General features: G+C 63.2%; 17 protein-coding genes. 8 read left to right on the forward strand and 9 right to left on the reverse strand.

Translation table 11 applies throughout. The annotated features are described in order from the left end of the window. Positions 1–468: 468 nt before the first annotated feature. Positions 469–1662 carry a DesA family fatty acid desaturase gene (locus AC1DMY_RS17545; protein WP_477166152.1) on the reverse strand — a complete coding sequence of 398 codons (1194 nt, stop codon included), beginning with the start codon at positions 1660–1662 and terminating at the stop codon, positions 469–471. A 174-nt stretch (positions 1663–1836) separates the two neighbouring features. Between AC1DMY_RS17545 and AC1DMY_RS17550 the strand changes: the two genes are divergently transcribed. From AC1DMY_RS17550 to mutM, 6 genes are all read left to right on the forward strand, one after another. Further along, on the forward strand, positions 1837–2592 hold the full coding sequence (locus tag AC1DMY_RS17550; protein WP_477166153.1) for an ABC transporter ATP-binding protein: 756 nt from the start codon (positions 1837–1839) through the stop codon (positions 2590–2592). After that, the gene (locus AC1DMY_RS17555; protein ID WP_121883057.1) at positions 2589–3374 is read left to right on the forward strand and encodes an ABC transporter permease; all 786 of its coding nucleotides are present in this window, start codon (positions 2589–2591) and stop codon (positions 3372–3374) included. The genes AC1DMY_RS17550 and AC1DMY_RS17555 overlap by 4 nt, the downstream gene beginning before the upstream one ends. Next, on the forward strand, positions 3374–4729 hold the full coding sequence (locus AC1DMY_RS17560) for a GldG family protein (protein ID WP_477166154.1): 1356 nt from the start codon (positions 3374–3376) through the stop codon (positions 4727–4729). The genes AC1DMY_RS17555 and AC1DMY_RS17560 overlap by 1 nt, the downstream gene beginning before the upstream one ends. Further along, positions 4726–5220, forward strand: coding sequence for a hypothetical protein (locus AC1DMY_RS17565; RefSeq protein WP_477166155.1), 495 nt, complete (start codon positions 4726–4728; stop codon positions 5218–5220). Before AC1DMY_RS17560 ends, AC1DMY_RS17565 begins: the two co-directional genes overlap by 4 nt. Positions 5221–5368: 148 nt before the next feature. Continuing rightward, positions 5369–6778, forward strand: coding sequence for an NADP-dependent phosphogluconate dehydrogenase (gndA, locus tag AC1DMY_RS17570; protein WP_477166156.1), 1410 nt, complete (start codon positions 5369–5371; stop codon positions 6776–6778). 146 nt (positions 6779–6924) lie between these two features. Further along, positions 6925–7752, forward strand: coding sequence for a bifunctional DNA-formamidopyrimidine glycosylase/DNA-(apurinic or apyrimidinic site) lyase (gene mutM, locus AC1DMY_RS17575; RefSeq protein WP_477166157.1), 828 nt, complete (start codon positions 6925–6927; stop codon positions 7750–7752). A 147-nt stretch (positions 7753–7899) separates the two neighbouring features. Here mutM and AC1DMY_RS17580 read toward each other — a convergent pair whose 3' ends face one another. The 5 genes from AC1DMY_RS17580 to AC1DMY_RS17600 form a co-directional block, all read right to left on the reverse strand. After that, positions 7900–8655, reverse strand: coding sequence for a hypothetical protein (locus AC1DMY_RS17580; protein ID WP_477166158.1), 756 nt, complete (start codon positions 8653–8655; stop codon positions 7900–7902). Positions 8656–8688: 33 nt separating this feature from the next. Beyond that, on the reverse strand, positions 8689–9321 hold the full coding sequence (locus AC1DMY_RS17585; RefSeq protein ID WP_477166159.1) for a thymidine kinase: 633 nt from the start codon (positions 9319–9321) through the stop codon (positions 8689–8691). Positions 9322–9391: 70 nt separating this feature from the next. After that, positions 9392–10750 carry an NAD(P)/FAD-dependent oxidoreductase gene (locus AC1DMY_RS17590; RefSeq protein ID WP_477166160.1) on the reverse strand — a complete coding sequence of 453 codons (1359 nt, stop codon included), beginning with the start codon at positions 10748–10750 and terminating at the stop codon, positions 9392–9394. Positions 10751–10808: 58 nt separating this feature from the next. Then, positions 10809–11606, reverse strand: coding sequence for a hypothetical protein (locus AC1DMY_RS17595; RefSeq protein WP_477166161.1), 798 nt, complete (start codon positions 11604–11606; stop codon positions 10809–10811). Positions 11607–11670: 64 nt separating this feature from the next. Then, complete coding sequence (locus AC1DMY_RS17600; protein WP_477166162.1) at positions 11671–12408, reverse strand: SEL1-like repeat protein; 738 nt, start codon at positions 12406–12408, stop codon at positions 11671–11673. 120 nt (positions 12409–12528) lie between these two features. Here AC1DMY_RS17600 and AC1DMY_RS17605 point away from each other — a divergent pair, with 120 nt between their 5' ends. Together AC1DMY_RS17605 and AC1DMY_RS17610 are read left to right on the forward strand one after the other, a co-directional pair. Next, a complete protein-coding gene (locus tag AC1DMY_RS17605; RefSeq protein ID WP_477166163.1) occupies positions 12529–14508 on the forward strand; it encodes a UvrD-helicase domain-containing protein in 1980 nt (659 codons plus the stop codon). A 57-nt stretch (positions 14509–14565) separates the two neighbouring features. Continuing rightward, positions 14566–16143, forward strand: coding sequence for a tetratricopeptide repeat-containing sulfotransferase family protein (locus AC1DMY_RS17610; protein ID WP_477166164.1), 1578 nt, complete (start codon positions 14566–14568; stop codon positions 16141–16143). A gap of 72 nt (positions 16144–16215) precedes the next feature. On the opposite strand, the gene AC1DMY_RS17615 is transcribed toward AC1DMY_RS17610, so the two are convergent. The 3 genes from AC1DMY_RS17615 to AC1DMY_RS17625 form a co-directional block, all read right to left on the reverse strand. Continuing rightward, complete coding sequence (locus AC1DMY_RS17615; RefSeq protein ID WP_477166165.1) at positions 16216–19041, reverse strand: TonB-dependent receptor domain-containing protein; 2826 nt, start codon at positions 19039–19041, stop codon at positions 16216–16218. A gap of 415 nt (positions 19042–19456) precedes the next feature. Then, entirely contained in the window at positions 19457–22315 is a 2859-nt protein-coding gene (locus AC1DMY_RS17620; protein ID WP_477166166.1) for a TonB-dependent receptor domain-containing protein, read from the reverse strand. 353 nt (positions 22316–22668) lie between these two features. Next, positions 22669–23697, reverse strand: coding sequence for an AI-2E family transporter (locus AC1DMY_RS17625; protein WP_477166167.1), 1029 nt, complete (start codon positions 23695–23697; stop codon positions 22669–22671). Positions 23698–23790: the final 93 nt, after the last annotated feature.

The raw sequence follows: 23790 nt of genomic DNA on the forward strand, positions 1-23790 counted from the left end.
GGATGCGGCCAGTTTTTCGACAGGACAGGGATGTCCTGTCGAAAAACCCCGGAGCCCGCACGCGCACCTGGAGGGCCAAAGGCCCGGAAGGCGCGTCATCCGGGGGCCCTTTCTTTTGGTTACTTTTCTTTGGGCAAGCAAAGAAAAGTGACCCGGGCCGCGGCAGCGGCACGGAAGCCCGCGGCAGGCGAGCAAGCTGGCGATCACGCGACAGCCAGCCACCGAGGCCCTGGATCCCGGCCTTCGCCGGGACGACGAGCAAGAGCGGACCGAGGTAGTTGCGGAAGGTGAGGCTAGGTTGGCCCCTCACGACCTTCAAGGTCTCAATGCCACCGTAAAGGTGGCAATGCCCCAACCATCTCTCCAGAGGGGACAAGGAGCAAAGCGCGAGCTCGCTTTGTTGTTAGTCCACCCCATAAAAAAAGCCCGCCATTCGGCGGGCCTTTTTCATTCAACCGGTGACACCGCTTACGCGTTCGCCACCGAATAACTCTTCAAGCGACCCGCGAATTCCTGCAGCGCGCGGATACCGCTCTGCTCGGCTTCAGCGATCCACTGCTGCAACCCCTTCAGCGCCTGATCCGCACCACGCTGCTCCATCAGAGCGGCAAGGCGATTGCGGAACTCGCAAACCGTGCTCAGCGTCGGACGCTTGGCCAGCACAGCCTGCATGCGGTCACGGCCTTCGCTATCCAACCAGCGGCCACCGTCAGCCAGGGCGCGACGCATGCGGCGCGGCACCGACTTGATGCTGTCGCCGGCGTGCTGCGCTTCGTCGCGCAGGGTCGGCATGATCACGTTGCGGTAGTAATCGGTCATCGCGGCGAAGCGATGGGTCAGTACGCCCTTGAGCGTCTCGGCATCCGGCAGGTGCACGTTCGGGCGAACGTCGAGCGTCGGCGCCACACGCAACACCTTGGCCAGGCCAACCGCACGCAGCGCGCAGATGGCCGCCCAGCCGATATCGAACTCCCACTTGCGCAGGGCGAATTTCGCCGAGCTCGGGAAAGCGTGGTGGTTGTTGTGCAGCTCTTCGCCACCGATCCAGAAACCCCAGGGAATCAGGTTGGTCGCGGTGTCGGCGCTCTCGAAGTTGCGGTAGCCCCACCAGTGGCCGATGCCGTTGACGAAGCCGGCGGCCCAGAACGGGATCCAGACCATCTGCAGCGCCCACAGGGCCGCACCGATCACACCGAACAAAGCCACGCTGATGAACAGCATCAGGGTCGGACCCCAATACGGGTGCGCGCTGTAGAGCTTGCGCTCGATCCAGTCATCCGGCGTGCCGCGGCCGTACTTCTCGAGATCTTCCTTCACTTCGCTGGCGTCGCGGTACAGCGACACGCCATCCCAGAAGACCTTCTTGATGCCGTAGATCTGCGGGCTATGCGGATCTTCCTCGGTCTCGACCTTGGCGTGGTGCTTGCGGTGCACTGCCACCCACTCCTTGGTGACCATGCCCGTGGTGAGCCAGCCCCAGAAGCGGAAGAAGTGCGAAATGGACCAATGCAGGTCCACGCCGCGATGGGTCTGGCAACGATGCAGGTACAGCGTCACCGTGAAAATGGTGAGCTGCGTCATGACCAGCATGTAGACCAGCATGGTCAGCCAACTGGCGTGCGTCAGGCCGTTGGACAAGAAATTGAGTACTGCATCTAGCATGGGAAACACCCAGGTGTATGAAAAGTCAGTCTAAACGAGGGGTTTCCGTACCCGCCAGCATGGACCAGCAAAATATTGTCGCACCCATTTGCGGCAACAAAGTTAATGTGCTGTATCGCCCATCGGCGCCCACTCCCGGTTGTATGAAATTGGGGCCGCACTGACAATCATGCAATGACCGCGCCTACCGCAGTATTGCAACTGGATCACATAACCCGACATCGCGCGGGACGAGCGGCCGTCGCCGATCTCAGCCTTTGCCTGGACTCGGGACAGGTGCTGGGTTTGCTGGGGGTCAACGGCGCCGGCAAGAGCACCACCCTGGCGATGATTGCCGGTGCGCTGACGCCTGATAGCGGCGCCATCAAGCTGAATGGGAAGGACTTTCTGGAGCATCCGGAACTGGCCCAACGCGGCATCGGCTGGCTGCCTGAACGTGCCCCGCTATGGCCAGAACTGACCGTATTGGAGCATCTGGATGCGCACGGCCGTCTGCGTGGCCTGGGCGGCGCGGCGTTGGCCAAGGCGCGCCAGCGCATCGTCGAACGCCTGGAACTTGGCGTGCTCTCGCGTCGGTTGGCCGGCGTGCTGTCGCAGGGCCAGCGCCAACGTCTCGGCCTGGCCTGCGCCTTGCTGCACGAGCCGTCGCTGCTGGTGCTGGACGAGCCGGCCAATGCGCTAGATCCGGTGCAGGTGGCTGCGTTGCGCGCCGTGATCCGCGAACAGGCCGCTGCCGGCACCGCCGTCATTCTTTCCACGCACCTGCTGGCCGAAGTCACCGCGGCCTGTGATCGCGTGGCGATCCTGCATGAGGGGCAGCTGCGCTACGACGGCCCCATCACCGACGACGACCACAAGATGCTCGAGCAGACTTTCTTCGATATCGCCCTGCGCGGCGGCGACGGCAACGACAAGGCGCGGGCCGCATGAGTGTGCTCGCCGTGACGCGGCTGGAGCTGCGCCGCCTGATCGTTCGGCCGCTCGCCTGGGTGCTTGCCGCGTTGACGCTGGCGCAGCTGGCATGGCGTTTCACCCTGCTGCTGGGCGGCTTCCTGGCTGGACAGATCAAGCTCGCCGCCTTGCCCGGCGGTCCGGGCTATACCGATCTGGTCGGCGTGCCGATGCTGAGCAGCATCCTCACCGGCGGCATCCTGCCGTTTGGCGTGGTGGAGCTGGCGCTGGTGATCGTGCCGCTGCTCACCATGTCCTCGCTCGCCGGCGAACGCAGCAATGGCACGCTGCCATTGTGGTTCGCTGCCGGCCTGCCCGCTTCGCGCATCGTGCTGGGCAAGTACCTCGCGCTGATGTTGTGGTTGGTGTTGTGGCTTGCGCTTGCGCTGGCGATGCCGTTGAGTCTTTCGCACGGTGTCACGCTTGATTGGGGCAAGCTCGCCGCGGCATCGCTGGGGGCATTGCTCACGCTCGCGGCGCTGGCGGCGATTGGCGTGGCCAGTTCCGCCTACGCGTCGCATGCCTCCATCGCCGCAACGATCGCGCTCACCGTCGGCCTGGTCCTGGCCGGTATGAACATCGCCGTACAGAAAGCGGGCGCGACCAGTGGCGTATTCAACTGGCTGGCACTGAGCGGACATCTCGAAGACATGCTGCGTGGATTGGTGTCGTTGTCGGATGTCGCGTGGTTCCTGTTGGTGATCGTGGTGGCGCTGGCACTCGCCACGCAACGGCTGGCTGCCGAAAAGGAGCGTGGCTGATGGCGCGCTTTTTCCGGCATCTGAATGGATGGCTATTTGCCCTGGCACTGTTGTTGGCCGCGGGCGCCATCGGTTATCTCACCACGCGCCACGATCTTGTCGGCGACTGGACCTTCGGCGGGCGCGCCAGCCTGTCGCCGGAAAGTCGCGCCGTGCTGGCGACGCTGCACGGCCCGGTGGAGATCGTCAGCTACGCCAATCCGCAAGGCGACCTGCGCCATACCGTGGCTGGTTTCGTCGAACGCTATGAGCGCGCTAAGCCTGACCTCACGCTACGCTTCGTCGACCCGCAGCAGGATCCAGCCGCGATGCGCGAGCTCGGCATCACGGTGGACGGCGCTTTGATCCTGCACTACCAGGGCCGCGAGCAGCGGCTCGACGAGCTGTCCGAGCGCAGTCTCACCAATGCACTGGAGCGCCTCGCGCGCGGCGGCGAGCGCATCGTCGCGTTCGTGTCCGGCGATGGCGAGCGTCGTGCGGACGAGAAAGGCAACGCCGATCTGGGCACGTTCATGGCGCAGATGGAAGGCCGCGGCATGCGCGCCGTGCCGCTGAATTTCGCCCAGGTCACCGCGGTGCCGCAGCACACCGACCTGGTCGTGCTGGCCAGCCCCGAGCTGGCCTTGCCCGATGGTGCGGTGAAGGCACTCACCGACTACGTGAGCAACGGCGGCAACCTGTTGTGGTTGAGCGAACCCACCAATGACGACCTGCACCTGGCTCCGCTTGCCGATGCGCTTGGCATCCGCATCCTTCCGGGCGTGCTGGTCGATGGCCAGGGCGCCGCGCTGGGTTTGAAGGATCCGCGCATGCTCGCACTGGGTGACTACCCGCAGCACGCGATCACGCGCGGCTTCCAGCTCACCACGCTGTTCCCGCAGGTATCCGCGCTGGCGATGGCCGCGCGTACCGACTGGAAGGTGGCGCCATTCCTGCGCTCAAGCGCGCAGAGCTGGACCGAGTTCAAGCCGATCGACAATGCGCAGAGCTCAAGCATCCAGTACGACGCCAGCGCAGGCGAGCTGAAGGGACCGCTGGATTTCGGCTTTGCCCTGAGTCGCCTCTCGCCGAGCCCCGATAAAGCAGAGCAACGCGTGGTGGTGATTGGCGATGGCGATTTCCTCTCCAACACCTTTCTTGGCAACGGCGGCAACCGCGCGCTGGGCGAACGCATCTTCGATTGGCTGCTGGGCGACGATGCCCTCGTGAATCTGCCGCAGCGCGGCGCGCCCGATCGCCTGCTGCAGATCACCCAGGCGCAGCTGAGCAGTGTCACGCTCGGCTTTCTGGTGGCACTGCCGGTACTGCTGTTGCTGATCGGCGGCTTCATCGTGTGGCGCCGTCGTCGCGCATGAAGCGGACGACCCGACAGCGTTGGTGGCTTGCGGCGGGCATTCTGGTGATCGTGGCGATCGCTGGCTGGCAGTGGCAGCAGGATCGCGCGCAGGCGGCAGGCACGCTGCTGACGCTCGACCCTGCCGGCGTCCACGACATTTCGCTCGCCTTGGGGAGCGGTAATACCGAACACTTCGCGCGGCGCGACGGCCACTGGTGGCGCACCGATGGCACGCCCGCACGCGCGGACGACGGACGCCTGGGCGAACTGGCCGATACGGCCGCCGCCGCCGTGCTGAGCTGGCGACCGCTGCACGATTTCGACCCCGCCAAGATCGGCCTGGCCACCCCCATGGCGGTGCTCACGCTCGATGGCCAGCGCCTTGAATTTGGCGAAACCTCGGTGACGGGACCGCAGCGCTATGTGCGCGTGGGCGATCGCGTGGCGCTGATTTCCGTGCGCTATACGCCGCGTGGGGCGACGGGCGAAGCGACCAAGATCAAGGAGTGAGGCGAGAGGAGTGAGAAGTGAGAGACGTCGTTCCGGCTTTTTTCTCACTTCTCACTCCTCTTCACTCACTCCTGCCCCACCCAGGCGTACCTTGCACCGTCTCGCAGACTCCCCATATGGGATAGCAAACCTCGACAGGAGCGATGTCATGAGCAAGCAGGCGATCGGCGTAGTGGGAATGGCCGTGATGGGCAGCAATCTGGCCCTGAATATCGAAAGCCGCGGTCACGCCGTGTCGATCTACAACCGGCATCGCGAGCGCACCGACGAAGTCGTCAAGGACAACCCCGGTAAGCGCCTGGTGCCGACCTACTCGCTCGAGGAATTCGTGGCCTCGCTGGAAAAGCCGCGCCGCATCCTGCTGATGGTGAAGGCCGGTGAACCCACCGACGCCACGCTGGCGCAGCTCAAGCCCCTGCTCGACAAGGGCGACATCGTCATCGACGGCGGCAATACGTTCTTCAAGGACACCATGCGCCGCGAGAGCGAGATGAGCTCGGCCGGACTGCACTTCATCGGCACCGGCGTGTCCGGCGGCGAGGAAGGTGCGCTGCACGGGCCGTCGATCATGCCGGGCGGCCCGCGCGAAGCGTATGACCTGGTGGCGCCCATCCTCACCGAAATTGCTGCACGCGCGCCCGATGGCGATCCCTGCGTGGCCTATATGGGCCCCAATGGCGCCGGCCATTACGTGAAGATGGTGCACAACGGCATCGAGTACGGCGATATGCAACTCATCGCCGAAAGCTATTCGGTGCTGCACAACGTGCTTGGGCTATCCAACGACGAACTGGCCGAGGTCTACGCCGATTGGAACAAGGGCGAACTCGACAGTTACCTCATCAGCATCACCGCCGACATCTTCACCAAGAAGGACAAGGACACCGGCAAGGCGATGGTCGACATCATCCTCGACCGCGCCGCGCAGAAAGGCACCGGCAAGTGGACCAGCCAGAGCGCGCTCGATCTTGGCGTGCCGTTGCCGCTGATCACCGAATCGGTGTTTGCGCGCCTGCTTTCGTCGCTCAAGGACGAACGCGTCGCCGCCAGCAAGATCCTCAAGGGTCCCGCACCGCATAAATTCGATGGCGATCGCAAGGCGTTCATCGAAGCCGTGCGTCGTGCGTTGTATCTCAGCAAGATCGTGTCCTACGCACAGGGCTTTGCACAGCTGCGTGCGGCATCGGACGAATACCAGTGGAATCTTCCCTACGGCACCATCGCCAGCATCTTCCGCGCCGGCTGCATCATTCGCGCGCGCTTCCTGCAGAAGATCACCGATGCGTACGAGCGCGATCCGCAGGTGAAGAATCTGCTGCTGGATAGCTATTTCCGCGATATCGCTGCCGACTATCAGGATGCGCTGCGCGAGGTGGTGGCGGCGGCGGTGAAGGCGGGCGTGCCGGTGCCGTGCTTCTCTTCTGCCATTGCGTATTACGACGGTTACCGTGCGGAGCAATTGCCCGCCAACCTGATCCAGGCGCAGCGCGATTTCTTTGGCGCGCACACGTTCGAGCGCGTGGACAAGGAAGGCAGTTTCCATAACGACTGGGGTTGAGCTGCGGATCGAAGTGATCCTGCTGCTCTGCGGTCGCGCACAGGGTGCGCTCCTACAGGTCGGCCGGACCTTGTAGGAGCGCACCCTGTGCGCGACCGCGGACTCTCAGGAACCTCTGTCCCCGCCTCCTCCCACTGAGACCCGAAGTGCCCGAGTTACCCGAAGTCGAAACCACCCGCCGCGGCATCGCCCCGCACGTGATCGGCCGTCGCGTCACCGGCGTGATCCTGCGCCGCCCCGATCTGCGCTGGCCCATTCCGCCGGAAATCACCACGCAACTGCCCGGCCAGCGCATCGAGGCGGTGGAGCGACGCGCGAAGTATCTGTTGCTGCACACGCCCATTGGCAGCGCGTTATTCCACCTCGGCATGACCGGGGTATTGCGCGTACTGCCGCCGGATGCGCTGGTGGGCAAGCACGATCATGTCGATATTGCACTGGAACCCACGACCACCGAAGGTCCCCGCATCTTGCGCTACACCGACGCGCGACGCTTCGGCTCCCTGCTGTGGCAACCCGCTGGCGAGACCCATGAATTGCTGGCGGACCTCGGCCCCGAGCCGCTCACCGATGATTTCGACGGCGACCTTCTGTGGCGGCTGTCGCGTGGGCGCAAGGCGGCGGTGAAGCTGTTCCTGATGGACAACGCCGTCGTTGTTGGCGTGGGCAACATCTACGCAAGCGAGGCGCTGTTTGCCGCGGGCATCGATCCGCGCAAACCCGCCGGGTCCATTTCGCGAGCGCGATATGCGCGACTGGCGGGCGAGGTGAAGCGGATATTGGCCTGGGCCATCGAACGCGGCGGCACCACGTTACGCGACTTCATCAACCCCGATGGCGCACCGGGATATTTCTTTCGCGAGTTGCAGGTGTACGGGCGCGAAGGGGAAGCGTGCCGGGCGTGCGGGACGCCCGTGAAGCAGGTGGTGCTGGGGCAGCGGTCGACGTTCTGGTGTGGGAAGTGTCAGAAGTAGGTTTGGGGCGCGATTCCACGCTACTCGCCCTACTAGTGGGAGCGCACCCTGGGCGCGACAGCCACGCCGGGATGTATCGCTCCGTCGGCTCGTCGCGCACAGTGTGCGCTCCCACAGTAGCCCGGCCTGCTCGCAGGGGCGCGGAAATCACTCCGGCCAGCGAAACTCCACAAACGTATTGTTGAAGTCCGGATCTTCCAGCCCGCCGCCCAAGGTGGCTACGAGCGACATGCCGTCGGCCTCCAACTCCTGCCCCTCGGCAAACCGCGCCCCCAGCGCCTCCAACTCCACCAGGCGTTCGCACAACAAACCAGCGCGATCGCTGTCAGCCTCAGGCACGTTGCGAATGCTGACGTCAGGGCGACCGAACTTGCGCATGCCGCGCGTGTGGATCCAGTAGTTTCCGTTTTGCTCCGCGTCGCGCAGTATCAACAGGTGATTGCGGATCGGCGCGCCGTCGCGCACGACAAAGTGCCTGCGCCAAGTGTCGGCGTCGTAGAGGTTGAGCGTCTGCGGATCGAGGATGGCCACGCCGCCCATGTCGAGCAGCGCAGCAAGCACGCCCAGCGTGTCGCGCAGATAGCCAGTGTCGGCGCTGTCGGGCAGGCGCCCGCGGATCACCAGCACTTCCGGTGCATCGATGGCCTGGCGATACGCCTCAGGCGCGCCGTCCTTGAACATGCGCCCGACGCTGCCGCGCAACGGATAGCCATCCCACTGGCGCAGCTGCGCGTGGTTATGGCTGGTCATCTCCACGCCTTCGGGCAGGCCTTCGCTGCCGTAATCCAGCGATGGCGCCCGCCCCGACTGGAATTTGCCGAACACAAAGAACTGCAACAGGATGTCTTCGTTGCTCGACTGCCAGTGCGGACGTTGCCAGGCGGGAAAAGGGATCTTCGACATACCGTTACCATTCCTTAGATGAGTGCGAAACGCTCAATGCCCTTCGCCCAGCGGCAGCACGGGCTGCTGCAGTTCAATCCTGCCGTGTCCTTCCGTAATGTTCTTGAACTCGGCGCGACTCACCGAGACATAGCGGTCGTTGCCGCCGATCTCAACCTGCGGGCCTTCGGTGACGGCCCGGCCCTGTTCATCCACGCGCACCACCATGGTGGCCTTGCGGCCGGTGTGGCAGATGGTCTTGATCTCGTCCAGATTGTCGGCCCAGGCGAGCAGGTAGCGGCTGCCCTCGAACAGCTCGCCGCGAAAATCGGTGCGCAGGCCATAGGCGAGCACCGGGACGTTGAGCTTGTCCACCACGTCGCTCAGCTGCCAAACCTGGGCCTTGCTGAGAAACTGCGCCTCGTCGACAAACACGCAATGCAGCGGGCCGCGCACGGCGATATCTGCCTGCACCAGGGCCAGCAGGTCTTCTTCCCCGCCAAAGCGCACAGCGTTCGCCTTGAGGCCGATGCGCGAGGCCACCACGCCCTCGCCGTAGCGATTGTCCAGCGCCGGCGTGAGGATAAGCGTGCGCATGCCACGCTCGTGGTAGTTGTAGGCACTCTGCAGCAAGGTCGTGGTCTTGCCGGCATTCATCGCCGAATAATAGAAATAGAGCTTGGCCATGACGGTTCCTGTGGCGGGGCGCTGATGTTACCCGGTTGACCGCTGGCCTTCAGCGCCTGAGGCGCTCTGCCTATTCCTTGTCCAGCGGCGTGGTGCCCCCGCTGAACTGTGCATGGGCTTGCGCCAGCCGGTAGTGGCGGTCGCCGTTCCAGCGCCGCCATTCGCGCAGGGTGAGCGCCCGGTACACGCCCTTGAAGGCGAGTATGCGTATCCACACCTTGAACGAGTCGAACACGTCGCCCGCCAGCATCGAGATCACGCCCTGCTCGATCTGGAAGGTATTGCGCGGCGAACTGAAGACCTGGCGCATGATCGATCCGTTGAAGCGGTAGATGAAGAACGCAAACCGCTTCATGCCGCGACGCTGGCGACGCTCCAGTCGGCGCTGCAAGGCCGCCTCGCGGGTCGGATCGCGCAGCGCGGCATCCACCACTTCCACCGCCTGTTCCGCTCCGCTCATGGCGAGGTAGACGCCGGAGGAAAACACCGGGTCGAGGAACGCAAAGGCATCGCCGATCAGCACCCAGCCCGGACCCGCCATGCGCGCCGAGTCGTACGAATAGTTGCCGGTCACGCGCACTTCGTTGTCGATCAGCTCGGCCTGTTCGATGCGCTTCCACAGCGCCGGATTCTGGCGCAGCGTTTCCAGCAGGAAATCGGTGCTGCGGCCGCGTCGCTGCTTGAGATAGTCGGGCCAGCACACCGCGCCCACGCTCATCACGCCGTCGGGCAAGGGAATCATCCACATCCAGCCGTGATCGAACCGGTAGATGCTGATATTGCCGGCGTGTTCGCCGGCCCGGTACTCCGCGCCGCGAAAGTGGCCAAAAATGGCTGCACTCTGGTGTTCCGCATTCTTGCGCTTGAGCTTCTTCTTGCCCGCGAGGAACGCATCGCGACCGGAGGCGTCCACCACGTAGCGTGCTCGGATGGCGTACTGCTCGCCCCGATCGGTGGTCACCTGCACCAGCCAGTCATGCGGGCCACGTTCTTCCACGCCGCGCACCTCATGGCCTTCGCGCGTATCCGCGCCGCTGCTGGCGGCGTGGCGGAACAGCATCTGATCGAAGTCCTGCCGCCGCACCTGATAGGCATGCGGTGGGCTGTTGCCGAGCGCGCGGGCGAATTCGAAGGTGATGTAGCCAGACTCGTTATCGGCCTCGAAATCCGCGCCCGGCTTGAATACGCCCAGCGCGCGGACCTGATCGAGCACGCCCAGCCGCTCGAAGATCGGCAGATTCATCGGCAGCAGCGATTCGCCGATGTGAAATCGGGGATGATGGTCTTTCTCCAGTGCAATGACGCGATAGCCGCGCCGCACCAGCAGCGTGGCGGCCGTGCTGCCCGCAGGGCCGCCGCCGATCACCACCACGTCGCACTGGTCGTGGACTTCCGAACTCGCTTCTACCACGTTGCATCCCCACGTCATGGCCTATCTGGATTATGGCCGCGCGGCACGGGCCGTGGCGTACCGCGCGGCGCGCTATTCAGCCTCGCGGCTGCGACTCGGGCGCGGGTGAGACCTGCAGCGGCTCGCCGACCTCGACGTTTCCCTGCAAGGGGCCCTTGAGGCGCCATTGCACGTCCTTCAGGTGCAAATAGTCGTCCGTCGACCACACGGCCTTGCTGTAGTACTTGCTGAGCTGTGTCATATCGCCATCGGAGATATAGCCGGTGTGGCCCGCGTTGGCCGCATCCAGGCCGCCCAGCGAGTAGACCACGACGCCATTGCCCACATAGCCCGCGTGGCTGCCGGTGACCTGATGGGTGACGCGGAACAGCTCGGCGGCAAGATGTTGCCTGCCCTGTTCGTCCGAGTATTTGTCGTAGATCTGCTTGCCCACGCTGATGGCTTCGTCGCGTTCGGACGGGCTCAGTCGATTCCAGTAAAGCTCGCGCTGGATCAGCAGGTCGCGGTAACCGCGATCGGCGGCCAGATCCATCCACGCGTAGGCGCGTGGACGATCGACCGCGGTGCCATCGCCGTTCCAGTACATCGTGGCCACCATGGCCTCTGATGGTTTGTCGCCGAAGCGCGCCGCCGCGGTGAACATCTCAAGTGCGCGCTCCTTGTGGCCCGCCTTGTAGGCGTCCGCGCCCAGGCTGCGGAAATAGAGATCGGAGTGGTGCTCGACCACACCGGGCTCGGCCAGCGCCTGCTCCAGCACACCCAGTTGCTTCAGATCGTCCGAATGCATGGACGGATCCGCCGTCTGCGCCATGCTCCATCCCGGCGCCACCGCAAGCACGGCGATACAGAGACTGCAAAGTACTGCCTTGGCCATATCACGCTCTCCATGGTGATCGACGCTGCCCGCCAAGCATACCGCCCGCCCGGGCTTTACCGGCTCAGGCTGCCGGTCGTGTCGGCTTGGTCCGGGGCGGCTCCACCGGTTCGGGCTCGCCCACGTTGACGCGGCTATTCATCTGCAACTCCCACTGCACATCCTTCACCTGCAGGTACTCGGCCGTCTTCATGTGCAACGCCTTGTCGAAACTGCTGAAGTCTTCCACGGCGTTGTCGCCGTACATAGCGCTGCCGTTGCCCAGCCAGCCGACGTGACTACCGGTCACTTGTCTGAGACTGGCGCCGATCTCGAGGGTGAGCCGGCTGGAACCGGCGGCGTCGCCGTAGTCGTCTTCGAGCGTCGGGCGCAGTTCCCGCGCCTTGGCGCGTTCCGCGGCGCTCAGCTGATCCCAGTAGATCTGTCGCTGACGCAGCAATTCGGGATAGCCGCGGCTGGCGGCAAGCTCCATCCATGCATAAGCCAGCGGGCGATCCATGGCCACGCCGTCGCCCGTCCAATACATCACGCCCACCAGCGACTGCGAGGTCTTGTCGGCGTAGCGGGACGCCAGGCGGAAATAGTGGAAGGCGTCGCGATGGTGGCCTTCGCCGTAGGCCTCCATGCCCTTATAGCGATAACGCAAGTCGCTGTGGGCATCGACGAAGACGCGCGACTCCATGCCCTTGAGCAGCTCGGTGCTGCGCTTGATGTCGGTGGTGTCGGCTGCCTGCTGCGCCAACGCGTGTCCGGCGCACGCAAGCCCCAGGATCACCACGCCGATACCCGCCAGTCTGCCCATCTCACGCTCCCGTGATGCGCAGGTTTCCGGCGTTCCACGGCCTGCGGTTTGGGCAGCATAGCCTGCTTTGGGCGGGGGCGCTCTGCTAACATCGGGCGCCGCCCATCTACCGCGATTCTCATGCTCAATCCCCAACAATTGGCCGCCGTGGAACACTGTGACGGTCCACTGCTGGTATTGGCAGGCGCCGGTTCGGGCAAGACTTCGGTGATCACGCAAAAGATTGCCTATCTCATCGAGCGCAAGAAGCTCGCGCCCTCGCGCATCGCCGCCATCACCTTCACCAACAAAGCGGCGAAGGAAATGCGCGAGCGCGTGACCAAGCTGATCAGCAGCGAGGACGCCGCCGCGCTCACCGTGTGTACCTTCCACGCGCTGGGCCTGAAATTCCTGCAGATGGAGCATGCGCGCGCCGGGCTGCGCAAGGGCTTTTCAGTGCTCGATGCGGACGACAGCGAAGGCATCATCAAGGAACTGGCGCCCAAGGGCATCAAGCCCGATGTGTTGTTCGGCATACGCAACCTGGTGAGCCGTGCGAAGAATGCCGGCCTGTCGCCCGAAGAGGCGCTGGCCGCCGCGCGCAGTCCGCGCGAGCTCGACGCGGCCACCATCTACGAGATGTACCAGCAGCGCCTCAACGCCTTTAATGCGGTGGATTTCGACGATTTGATCCGCCTGCCGCTGCGCATTCTCGAAAGCGACGAAGAGTGCCGCACGGTGTGGCGCGAACGCCTGCGCTATCTGTTGGTAGACGAGTACCAGGACACCAACGACGCGCAGTACCGCCTGCTGAAGGCGCTGGCTGGCGAACGCGGCAGCTTCACCTGCGTGGGCGACGACGACCAGTCGATCTACGCCTGGCGCGGCGCCAATCCGGAGAATATCGACCAGCTCGGCAAGGACTGGCCCAGCCTGCGCGTGATCAAGCTGGAACAGAACTACCGTTGCGGCAAGCGCATCCTGCGCGCCGCCAACAAGCTGATCGCCAACAATCCGCATCTGCACGAAAAAAAGCTGTGGAGCGAGCACCCGGAAGGCGCGCAGATCCGCGTGCTGGAGTGCAAGGAAAACGAGCACGAAGCCGAACGCGTGGCCGCCATCGCCGCGTCGCTCGCGGAAAAGCACAAAGCGCGCTGGCACGACATCGCCATCCTGTATCGCGGCAATTTCCAGGCGCGTCCGCTGGAGAAAGCACTGCGCCTGGCACGCGTGCCTTATCACCTCTCCGGCGCATTGAGCTTTCTCGATCGCGCGGAAGTGAAGGACTTGCTGTGCTATTTCCGCCTGCTTACCAACCCGAGCGATGACGCCGCCTTCCTGCGCGTGGTGAACGTACCCAAGCGCGAAATTGGTGCCACCACGCTGGAAAAACTTGGCGAAATCGCACAGACGCGCCACGCACCGCTGCTGGACGCCGCACGCAGCGATGCCGTGTTGCGCCAGCTATCGCCGCGCCCTGCCTCGGCGCTCGCTTCGTTCACACAATTGATGGACGAGCTGCGCAGCGCATCGCTGCATCAGAGCGCTGCCGATCTGGTGGAGACCGTGCTGCAGCGAACCGGTTACGCCGCCCATGTGGCCGCCAGCACCACCGATGCCACGCTGCGCGAGCGGCGCCTTGGCAATCTGCGCGAGCTGGCTGACTGGTTCCGCGCGATGCAGCGCAACGACAACACCACCGGCGATCTCGCCGCCCAGCTTGCCCTGCTCACACATGCCGATCGCGACGAGCCGGGCAACGCCGTACGCATGATGACGCTGCACGCAGCCAAGGGCCTGGAGTTCCGCTTCGTCTTCATCGTGGGCTGCGAGGAAGGCACGCTGCCGCACGACGGCGCCATCGACGAGGGCCGCATCGACGAGGAGCGCCGCCTGATGTACGTGGGCATCACGCGCGCCAAGGAAATGCTCACGCTGTCCTGGTCGGCCAAGACCAAGCGCTACGGCGAAGTGAACAGCAACCAGCCCAGCCGCTTCCTGCACGAACTGCCGCAGGACGACCTGCACTGGCAGGGCAAGGACCCGGAGGCGGACAAGGAAGTGGTGCGTGAGACCGCCGAGTCGCACATGGCGAAGATTGCGGCGATGCTGGCGGGATAACACGCCTGCGGCATCCGGTTACTATCGGGTTTCGCACGTTCTGCGTTGCCGGGTGCCATGAACGATATTTCCACGATTTACCAGCAGACCCTCGCCGCGTTCAACCAGCGCGAATGGCAGCGAGTGCTCCAGCTCGGCATGCCGTTGTTGCGCATGATGTCGGAGGACGCCGGGCTGCACTACGTGCTCGGCGTGGCATCGCTGGAACTGGGACAACTACAAGTCGCTGCGCGGCACGTGGGCTACGCCGCCACGCTGGAACCCGGCAGCAGCCTTTATGCGAGCCAGTTCGCCCGCACCTTGTCCAACTGCAATCTCACCGCGGATGCGCTTGCCCAAGCGGATCGCGCCATGGCGCTGGCACCTGCTGACGCCACCCAGCTCGATACATTGGGTGTCATCTATACGTTGGCAAACGCCCATCAGAAAGCCTGCGAGGCGTTCGAGCGCGCCACGGCGCTGGCCCCGCACAGCCCTCACCATCTCTATAACCTGGCGTCGTCCCTTATCGCCAACGGGCGGCTAGACGATGCCGAGCGCGCGCTCGAGCGCTGCCTTGCGCTCGACCCGCGCGCGTGGCGGGCACATTTCACCTTGGCGCACGCGCGACGGCAGACGCCGGAACGCCATCATCGCCCTCGCCTGGAGCAATGGCTTGCCGAGACGTCCGGCGACAACCACGCGCGGATGTACATGCATCTGGCGTTGGCCAAGGAGTGCGAGGACCTCGGAGACTTTGCCGAGGCCTTCGAGCATTTGGCAAAGGGCAAAGCTGCCGGCGGCATTGGGCGCGGGTATCGGCACGAACGCGATCGGGCGCTGTTCGACGCACTGATCAGGGCGTTTCCATCAGCCGCGACCAACCGGCAAGGGCACGACACCGCGGAACCCATCTTCATCATCGGCATGCCGCGTTCGGGCACCACGCTGGTCGAGCGCATCGTTAGCAATCATCCCGACGTGCAGACCGCCGGCGAGCTGCAGAACTTCGGCTTGGTGCTGAAACGCTTGTCCGGCAGCCCTACGCCCATGCTGTTGGACGAAGACACCATTCTGCGCAGCCTGCAGACCGACCCGGAGCAACTGGGCCGACACTACGTCATGAGCACGCGACCGGGCACCGGTGCGCGCCCGCGCTTCATCGACAAGCTGCCGCACAACTTTCTTTACGCCGGCTTCATCGCGCGCGCGCTGCCCAACGCCCGGATCATTTGCCTGAGGCGCGACCCCATGGACATCTGCCTGAGCAATTTCAGGCAACTGTTCAGCCTTACCACGCCGCACTACGACTACTCATTCGATCTGCAAGATACCGGCCGATACTACGTTGGATTCGAGCGGCTGATGGCGCATTGGCAACAGGTCTTTCCCGGCCATATTCTCGAGGTGGATTACGAGTCGCTGGTCAACGACCAGGAAGGCCAGTCGCGCCGCATCATCGACTTCTGCGGACTGGCATGGAACGAGGCCTGCCTCAGCTTCCACGAAAACACCTCGCCCGTCGCCACGGCGAGCGCGGTTCAAGTGCGCGAGCCCATGAACCGTCGATCTCTGCAGCGCTGGAAGCGCTACGGCGCGCCGATGGACGCCTTGCGCACGCTGCTGGAACACGAAGGCGTCGCCATCCGCGACTAACGGCAGCCTGCGGTACACAAAGAAAAGGCCCCGCTTGCGCGGGGCCTTTCATGTTGCGACATCGAGGCTGGCTTAGAACTTGTAGTTCGCCTCGATGTAGTAAGCACGACCGTACACGTTGTAGTTCGTGTCGTTGTACGGCGACGCCTCGGTGCCCGGATAGCTCGTATCCTGCGGCGGCATCTTGTTGAACACATTGTTGACCAGGAACGACAGACCCAGGTTCTTGATCGGGTTGTACGTCACGCTGGCGTTGTACAGGATCCACGGGGCCAGTTTGCCGGTACCCGCGACGGTGTAGTTGTCTGCCACCGTTGACAGATAGTTCGGCGTAGAACCGTAACGGTTGAAGTACACCGTGCCGCTCCACTGGTCGTTCGGCGTCCAGGTCAGCGAGCCGTTGACCTTGGTCTTGAAGTCCGTGCTGTAGTACGGATGGCGCAGCACGTCGATCAGCGGGTCGCCCGGGTACTGCTGGATTTCGTGCTTGAGCACATCGCTGTAGGAGGTGGCGAAGGTCATGTTGCCCAGGCTGCCGACGCTCCAGCCATAGCTGAATTCGGCGGTCAGCGCGTTGACCTTCTCGCTTGCCACGTTCACCTTCGGGGTGAGGATCGACTGGATCTGGCCAAGCAGGGCCGGATCGAGCGAAATGTTGCGGGTGATCTTGGCGAACGCGTTTTTACAGGTCGGCGAGTTGATGTCGAGCGAACCGATGTCGCACAGGTATTCCGCCTGCGAGAGCTTGTCGGCACTTTCGACCGCCACTTCGTTGCTGATGTCGTAGTGGAAGTAGTCCACGCTGAACGACATGCGCGTGACCGGCGCCCACACCATGCCGTAGCTCCACACCTTGGCGGTGATCGGCTTCAGCGCCGGGTTGCCCGACTGCGTGCCCTGGAACTGAGTGCTGTCGTACGGCACCTTACAGTTGGAGATGTCCGCCGGCGAGTGGCCCATGCGGGCGCAGTTGAGGTAGTCGGGCACGAAGGAGTAGTAGCCGCTCTCGCCCTGGAACTCGTCGGACAGGGTCGGCACCTTGAACGCCGTGCCGTAACGGCCACGCAGCAGGAACGACTCCCACGGACGGTACTCGAGACCGATATTGTAGGTGCCGTGGCTGACATCGTTGCCGTCCACGTGATAGCTGTCGTAACGGCCCGCGGCGTCCAGCGTCAGCTGGCTGAGCAGCGGCAGGCGCAGCTCGGTGGTGACCGCGTAGCGCGTGCGATGACCGGCACCCTGCACGTCCGAACGACCCCAGATATCACCATTGAGCAGGCGCTCATCGGGCACGTACGACCAACCCTGGTTGCCGCCTTCAGCCACCACGGCAAGACCCGCGTCGCCACCCGGCAGGGTGAACAGCGAGCCGTTGGTGACCTGGCCGCGGATCATGTTGTCCCAGGTCTTGGCCTTGGTGGTGGTGTAGCCCGTCATAGCCTTGAAGTCGGCCTGCGAGATGGTCTTGTAGAAGTTTGCGTAGTTCGGCGTGAAGACCGGATAGCTCTGGTAGTACGGGTCGACACCTTGCTGCGGACCCAGCACGTTCTTCTGGAAGTACGCATCCATGGCGCCAGCGAAGCGATCGAAGTTGCGAATCTCGAGCTTGTCGTCGGAGTGGGTGAAGCCCAGGTCGTAATCCCAGTTGGACTGGCCAAACGTGCCCTTGCCGCCGAACGTGAACATGTACGAGTTCTCGGTCTGCTTGTCCATGATGTTCTGGAAGCCGCCGACTTCTTCGGGTGCGAATGCGCGCTGCAGCGCCACGAAATCGTCCAGATTCGGATCGTAGAAGGCGCTGCCGAAATCGGCGGTGCCCCACCAGGTGTACTGCGCACCGGCGGTGTACTTCTGCTCCTGGTAGTTGTACAGGAGGTCGCTGTACAGCTGCAGGTTCTCGTTAACGTCGAAGGTGGCGTGCGTGTAGAGGTTGGCCGTCTTCGTATCGTTCTGCAGCGTGCGATAGCCCGGCGACTGGAACGTACCGCAATAGGTGCGGCCGCCGCTGCGCGTCTGCAGGCCTTCCGTGCCGTGGAACAGGCTGGTGGTGCCGGCGCAATTGGCGGGATCTTCGAAGTAGTACTGGCCCGAGAACGGGCTGTACACCAGGAAGTCGCGCGAAGCGACAGCAGCAGTCGTGCCCTTGGTGAAGTACTGGCTGGTCAGGCTGCGGTCGAAGCCCCAGATCGGCTGGATGCTTTCGTACTGGCCGCCCACGAGGATGTTGAATTTGCCGGCGTTCCAGCTGTCGGCAAAGCTGAGACGGCGATCCGCACCGCCGCCATCGGAATGCCAGCCGTAGCGGGCGTCGATGGTCGGGGCGTCGATCTTCTTCTTCAGCACGATGTTGATGACGCCGGCAATGGCGTCCGAACCGTACAGCGATGACTGGCCACCCGGCAGGATGTCGATGTGATCGACCATGTCGATCGGGATGCCGCTGAGGTTGTTGAACGAATCGCTGCCGTTGTAAAGCGCGGGGAAGTTGCCCATCGGACGACCGTCGACGAGGTACTTCACGAAGCCCACGGGCAAGCCGAACAGGCTGAGCGTCTGCGCACCCTGGGTGAAGCTCGCGGAAGTGCTCGCGCCCTGCACGCTACCGGTAGCGAACGAGGACTGCTGCAGCGCTTCGGCGACGGAGGTGAAGCCGCGCACCTTCATGTCTTCGGCCGTGATGGTCGTGACCGGAGCAGAAGTTTCGATCTGGGACTGCGGAATCAGCGAGCCGGTAACGGTCACTGCTTCGAGCCTCTTGGCCTTTTCGGCCTGCGCGGCATCTTGCGCGCTCTGCTGCGTATCTTGCGGATCTGGCGTGGCGGTGGCCGCAAAAGCGGACGAATACCCGAACGCCATGGCTGCCAGCACGGCAACCGTGAGCTTGGACTTCAACATGCTGTCTCCCCTACTAAAAGCAATGATTTTTGTGTCGTTGCTGCCGTGTTTTCAGCTATGGCGGGCTCCCTACCCGACATAACCACTCGCAAAAAGGCACTTGCGCCTACGGTTTGTTTAGCTGACGGCTAGCTGAACAGGCCGTAAAAACATGTTTAGCACGAGACAAAAATTTTACACAACCGTTTCTTCTTGCGAATTCGTAAGTGTGTGAATTTACGTATTTTTTTCGCAGGAATGTGACAGTCGCCTGTAGGGTTTTTCCTACAAAAGCCCCCTCAAAGCCCGTCAGCTCAGTCAGGCAAGCCGGCTGGAACGCTGGCGTATGGAGAAAAAAAAAGCCCCGCCAGCCTGGCGGGGCTTTCGAGTGCGGGCGGAGAGCTCCGCTCGCTGGGTCAATCCCGGTCTGGGGACATCAACCGTTGTTGGTGTGGCCGCCGAAACGCCACTGCAGCTGCACCATCACTTCGCGGCCGTAAACGTTGTAATTCTCGTTGTTGTAGTACGGGTACGTACCGGCGTACGAACCATCCTTGGGCGGCATCTTGTTGAACACGTTGTTGGTCAACAGCGACACGTCCACATCCTTGGTGGGCGAGTAGGTGACGCTCCAGTTCCAGGTGATCCACGGTGCCACCTTGGCATCGCCCGGGTAGTTCGGACCGTTGATCAGGCCGGTGTAGTTCGGCGACGGTCCATCGCGGTGGTAATAGACCGTGCTCGACCAGGTATCGTGGAACGACCAGCCCAGCGAGCCGCTGACGATGCTCTTGAATTCCGAGCTGTACAGGGGATTGGTGAGCTGGTTGATGGTCGGGCCGCCCGGGTAGATCTGGTAGGCATGCTTGAGCATGTCGTTCCAGTCGAGCTGCAGGTTGAACTGGCCGACCGGGGTGGGATTGAACAGGTACTTGATCTGCGAGGTCACCGACTCGGTCTGCTCGCTCGACACGTTGATGTAGTACTGGGTGATGCTGCTGACCTGGCCGGTCAGCGAATCACGCTGCACCTGCGAGATCGCCGCCGCACAGTCGGGCGAATTGGCAGGCAACTGACCGAGCAGACATTGCGAGTTCTCGCGCATCAGCAGATCCACCGGTTGCGGCGCGATCTCGTTGCTGATGTTGATATGCAGATAGTCCGCGGTGATGCTCAGGTTGTTCAATGGCGCCCACACAAAGCCGGCCGACCAGCTCTTGGCGGTGGTGGGCTTGAGCTTGGGATTGGCCAGCGTGGTGCCGTTGGTCTCGTAGTAATAGTTCTGGCTGCAGTTGTTGCCGCCGCCCTGCGTGGCACACAGGTAGTAGTCGGTGATGTTCTGGTAGTTGCCGCTCGGGCCCAGATACAGCGCCGACATGTCAGGCGCCAGGAACGACGTCGAATAATTGCCGCGCAACAGCAAGGTTTCGAACGGGCGGAACTCCAGGCCTGCCTTGTAGGTGAATTTGCCGGTGTCGCTGCCCGAGGCATCGTAGTGGTCGTATCGACCCGACAGATCGACCGTCAGCATCTTCCAGATCGGTGCGTTGAACTCGAAGGCAGACGCCGCATGGCTGCGCGTGCCGCCGCCGGAGGTACCGGTCAGGCCCCACACCTCGTTGTTCAAGATCAGAGGATTGATCGGCTCATACCAGGCCTGGCTGCCGCCTTCCACCAGCACGGCCAACGCTGCATCGCCGCCGGGCAGCGAGAACAAGCTGCTGTTGCTGACGGTGGCGCGCGTGTTGTTGACCCAGGTGTTGGATTCGCTGCCGACGTTCTGCATGAAGCTGGCCAGCTGGGCCGGCGTCAGCGGGGTGTAGAACTGCGCATAGTTCGGGTTGTAAATGTTCAGGCCGGTGTTGGGGTCGTTGCCCAGCGACGGACCAATGATGTTGCCGAAGAAGCTGTCCACGGACGCCGCCATGCGCTCAGGCGTGCTCGAGGTGGTGCGGTCGCCCGAACGCACGAAGTAGATATCCCACAACCAGTTCGAATCACCGAACGTACCGTTGGCGCCGATGTCGGCCTGATACATCAGGTCGTCCTGGCGGCCGAACTGATTGTAGTAATTGTTGCCCACTTCCTCGGGGCCGAACACGCGCTCCGGATACAGGATATGGCCGTTGGTGTCCTCGATCAGTCCACCCGGATAGTCGATCGGTCCCCACCAGTTGAATTGGGAACCGGGCGTCCACTTCTGCTGCTGCCAGTCGACCAGCGCATCGCCGTAGAAGCGCACGTATTCGTTGAGGTCATACTTGAGCTTGAGCATGCCGTCGTAGCTGCGGCTCTGGTTCTGCAACGTGGTGTAACCGTAGACGTTGTTCGAACCGCAGAAGGTGCCGGTGCGGCTGGTATCGGTCGAATGCGCGTTGACCGTGGTGCCCTTGAACAACCCGCTCATCGCGGCGCAGTTGTCCTGCGGGCTGATATAGCCCTGCACGGCACCGGTATAGGTATCGAGCGTGCCGTAGTCGAGCACGCGCGCCACCGTGACCGGCGTGGGATTGGTCGCGGTGAACGAGCGCTGGTACGCCCAGATCGGCGATTGATTGTCGAATTCAATGGCACCGAGCACGTCGAGCTTGCCGAACTGGTGACCGAAGGTCAGCGACAAACGCTGGCTGGAACCGCCGCCGCCGTCGTAGCCGCCCGCGCGCACCAGCACTTCGGCGCCGTCCATGTGCTGCTTGGTGATGATGTTCACGACGCCGGCAATGGCTTGCGAACCGTAGATGGACGAGGCGCCACCGGGCAGCACGTCAATGTGGTCGATCATCGCCAACGGGATGTTGGAGATATTGGTGAAGTTGCTCTGGCCGTTGTACAGCTGGCCGAACTGGGTGATCGGCCGGCCATCGATCAAGGTCAGCGTGTACTCGGGGTTCAAGCCGTACAGGCTGATGGTCTGCGCACCCTGGGTGAAGCCACCGCTGGCCTGCGGCCCCTGCACGGAACCGGTGGACATCACCGAGCTCTGCAGCACTTCAGCCACGCTGTTGAAGCCGCGGGCTTTGATTTCCTGACTGGTGATCGTGTAGATCGGCGCGGCCGTCTGGATCTGCGCATTGTTGATCAGGGTGCCGCTGACGGTGACCGCATCGAGGCGTTTGGCCTTCTTTTGCTGATCGGTATCGGTGGACTGATCCTGCGCCGCGTCGGCGCTTGAACCCGTGGCAGCAGCACCGCCCGGCTGGACGTTGCTGCTTGTATCGGTAGTTGCGGCGAAGGCTGGCGCGCAGCCGAACGCCAAGGCCGCCAGCACGGCGGCCGTGAGCTTGGACTTCAACATGGATCTCCCCTACATCGAATCTATGAATGGTTGTCCCACACGCGCGTCTTCGCACGCCCGATGATTTCGGCGTCCCCGTCTCCCGCGGGTGTTGTCATCATTTGGACGCCCAAATGAAATCACCTGTTTGGCTTTCTAACACGAAGAAGGCGCATCGCAACAGGCCCATGCAAGTCGCAAATAATTGATGCGCAAGAACTATTTTCTTGCATCGCAGAGTTGCGATGCATTCGCAGGAAAGCCTTCGTATTCGCAGGTCACTGCTGAAGGCGCGCAACACAATGCGTCCATTCGCAAGTGCGAACGGACGTCGTGCAGTTCTTGCGTTGGCGCGCGAGTGCGCGCGCGGCGACTCAGATCAGCCGTTCGGCTTCAAGCTCGCTCTTGAGATACGCGTAGTAGATCGGCGCGGCGATCAGGCCGGCCAGACCGAAGGCGGCTTCCATCAGCAACATGGCCACCAGCAATTCCCATGCGCGTGCACGGATCTGGCTGCCGACGATGCGTGCGTTGAGGAAATACTCGAGCTTGTGGATGAGTATGAGGAAACCCAGGGCTGCGATGCCCACGCCCAGGGAAATCGACAAGCCGGCAATGGTGATCGCCGTGTTGGAAATCAGATTGCCGATGACCGGTAGCAAGCCAACAATGAAGGTCACCACCACCAGGGTCTTGGCCAGTGGTACATGTATGTCCAGCAGCGGCAGCACGCCGAGCAGGAAAATCGCGGTAAACGCCGTGTTGAGCAGCGATATCTTGATCTGCGCGAAGACGATGTTGTGGAACGCTTCCGCCAGTCGCTGCGCGCGCAGGCCCAGCGCGGAAGCCAACGGACCGACTTGGTGCGCGGGACGCGCGCGGCTGAGCGCCACGATCGCGCCGAGCACCATGCCGATCAGGATGTGCACGAACACGCGCGCCGCTTCCTTGCCGATGGTCTGCAGGCTCACCGAGTGCCTGCGCGTGAGTTCCAGCGCCATCACGCGCAAGTCGTCCACGCTGTCTGGCAACCAGCCCACCACGGTGCCTGGCAACTGCTCGCGCGCTTTCTCCACCAGCGGCATCAATTGCTGTTGCCACAACAGCTCGGGGTTGCCGATTTCATTGCGCAGAAAACTCACCGCGCCAAGTATCAGCAACACCAGCAAACCCACCACGATGGTGGCGAGCAAGGCCACCACCAGTACCCGCGCCCGATCGCTGGGCACGCGCTTGCCGAGCAGCGGCGCAGTGGATTGCACCAGCTCGTACACCAGCAGGCCGGCGAACAACGCAGGCAACAAGCGCAAGCCCAAGACCAGCACCAGCACCACGCCGGCCAACACATAGCTGGTGATGCGGATGGCCGACGACGGGAGACGGACGTTCTGGGCAGGTTCCATGCAAATCTTGCGGCGGCGGGGATGGGAGGCAGTCTGTCAGTAGCGGGAGAGGGCCGCCAGCCCTGTCTCGCGGGCAGCATCGACACGCCCCTG

This window comes from Dyella sp. 01L423, from assembly GCF_056399945.1.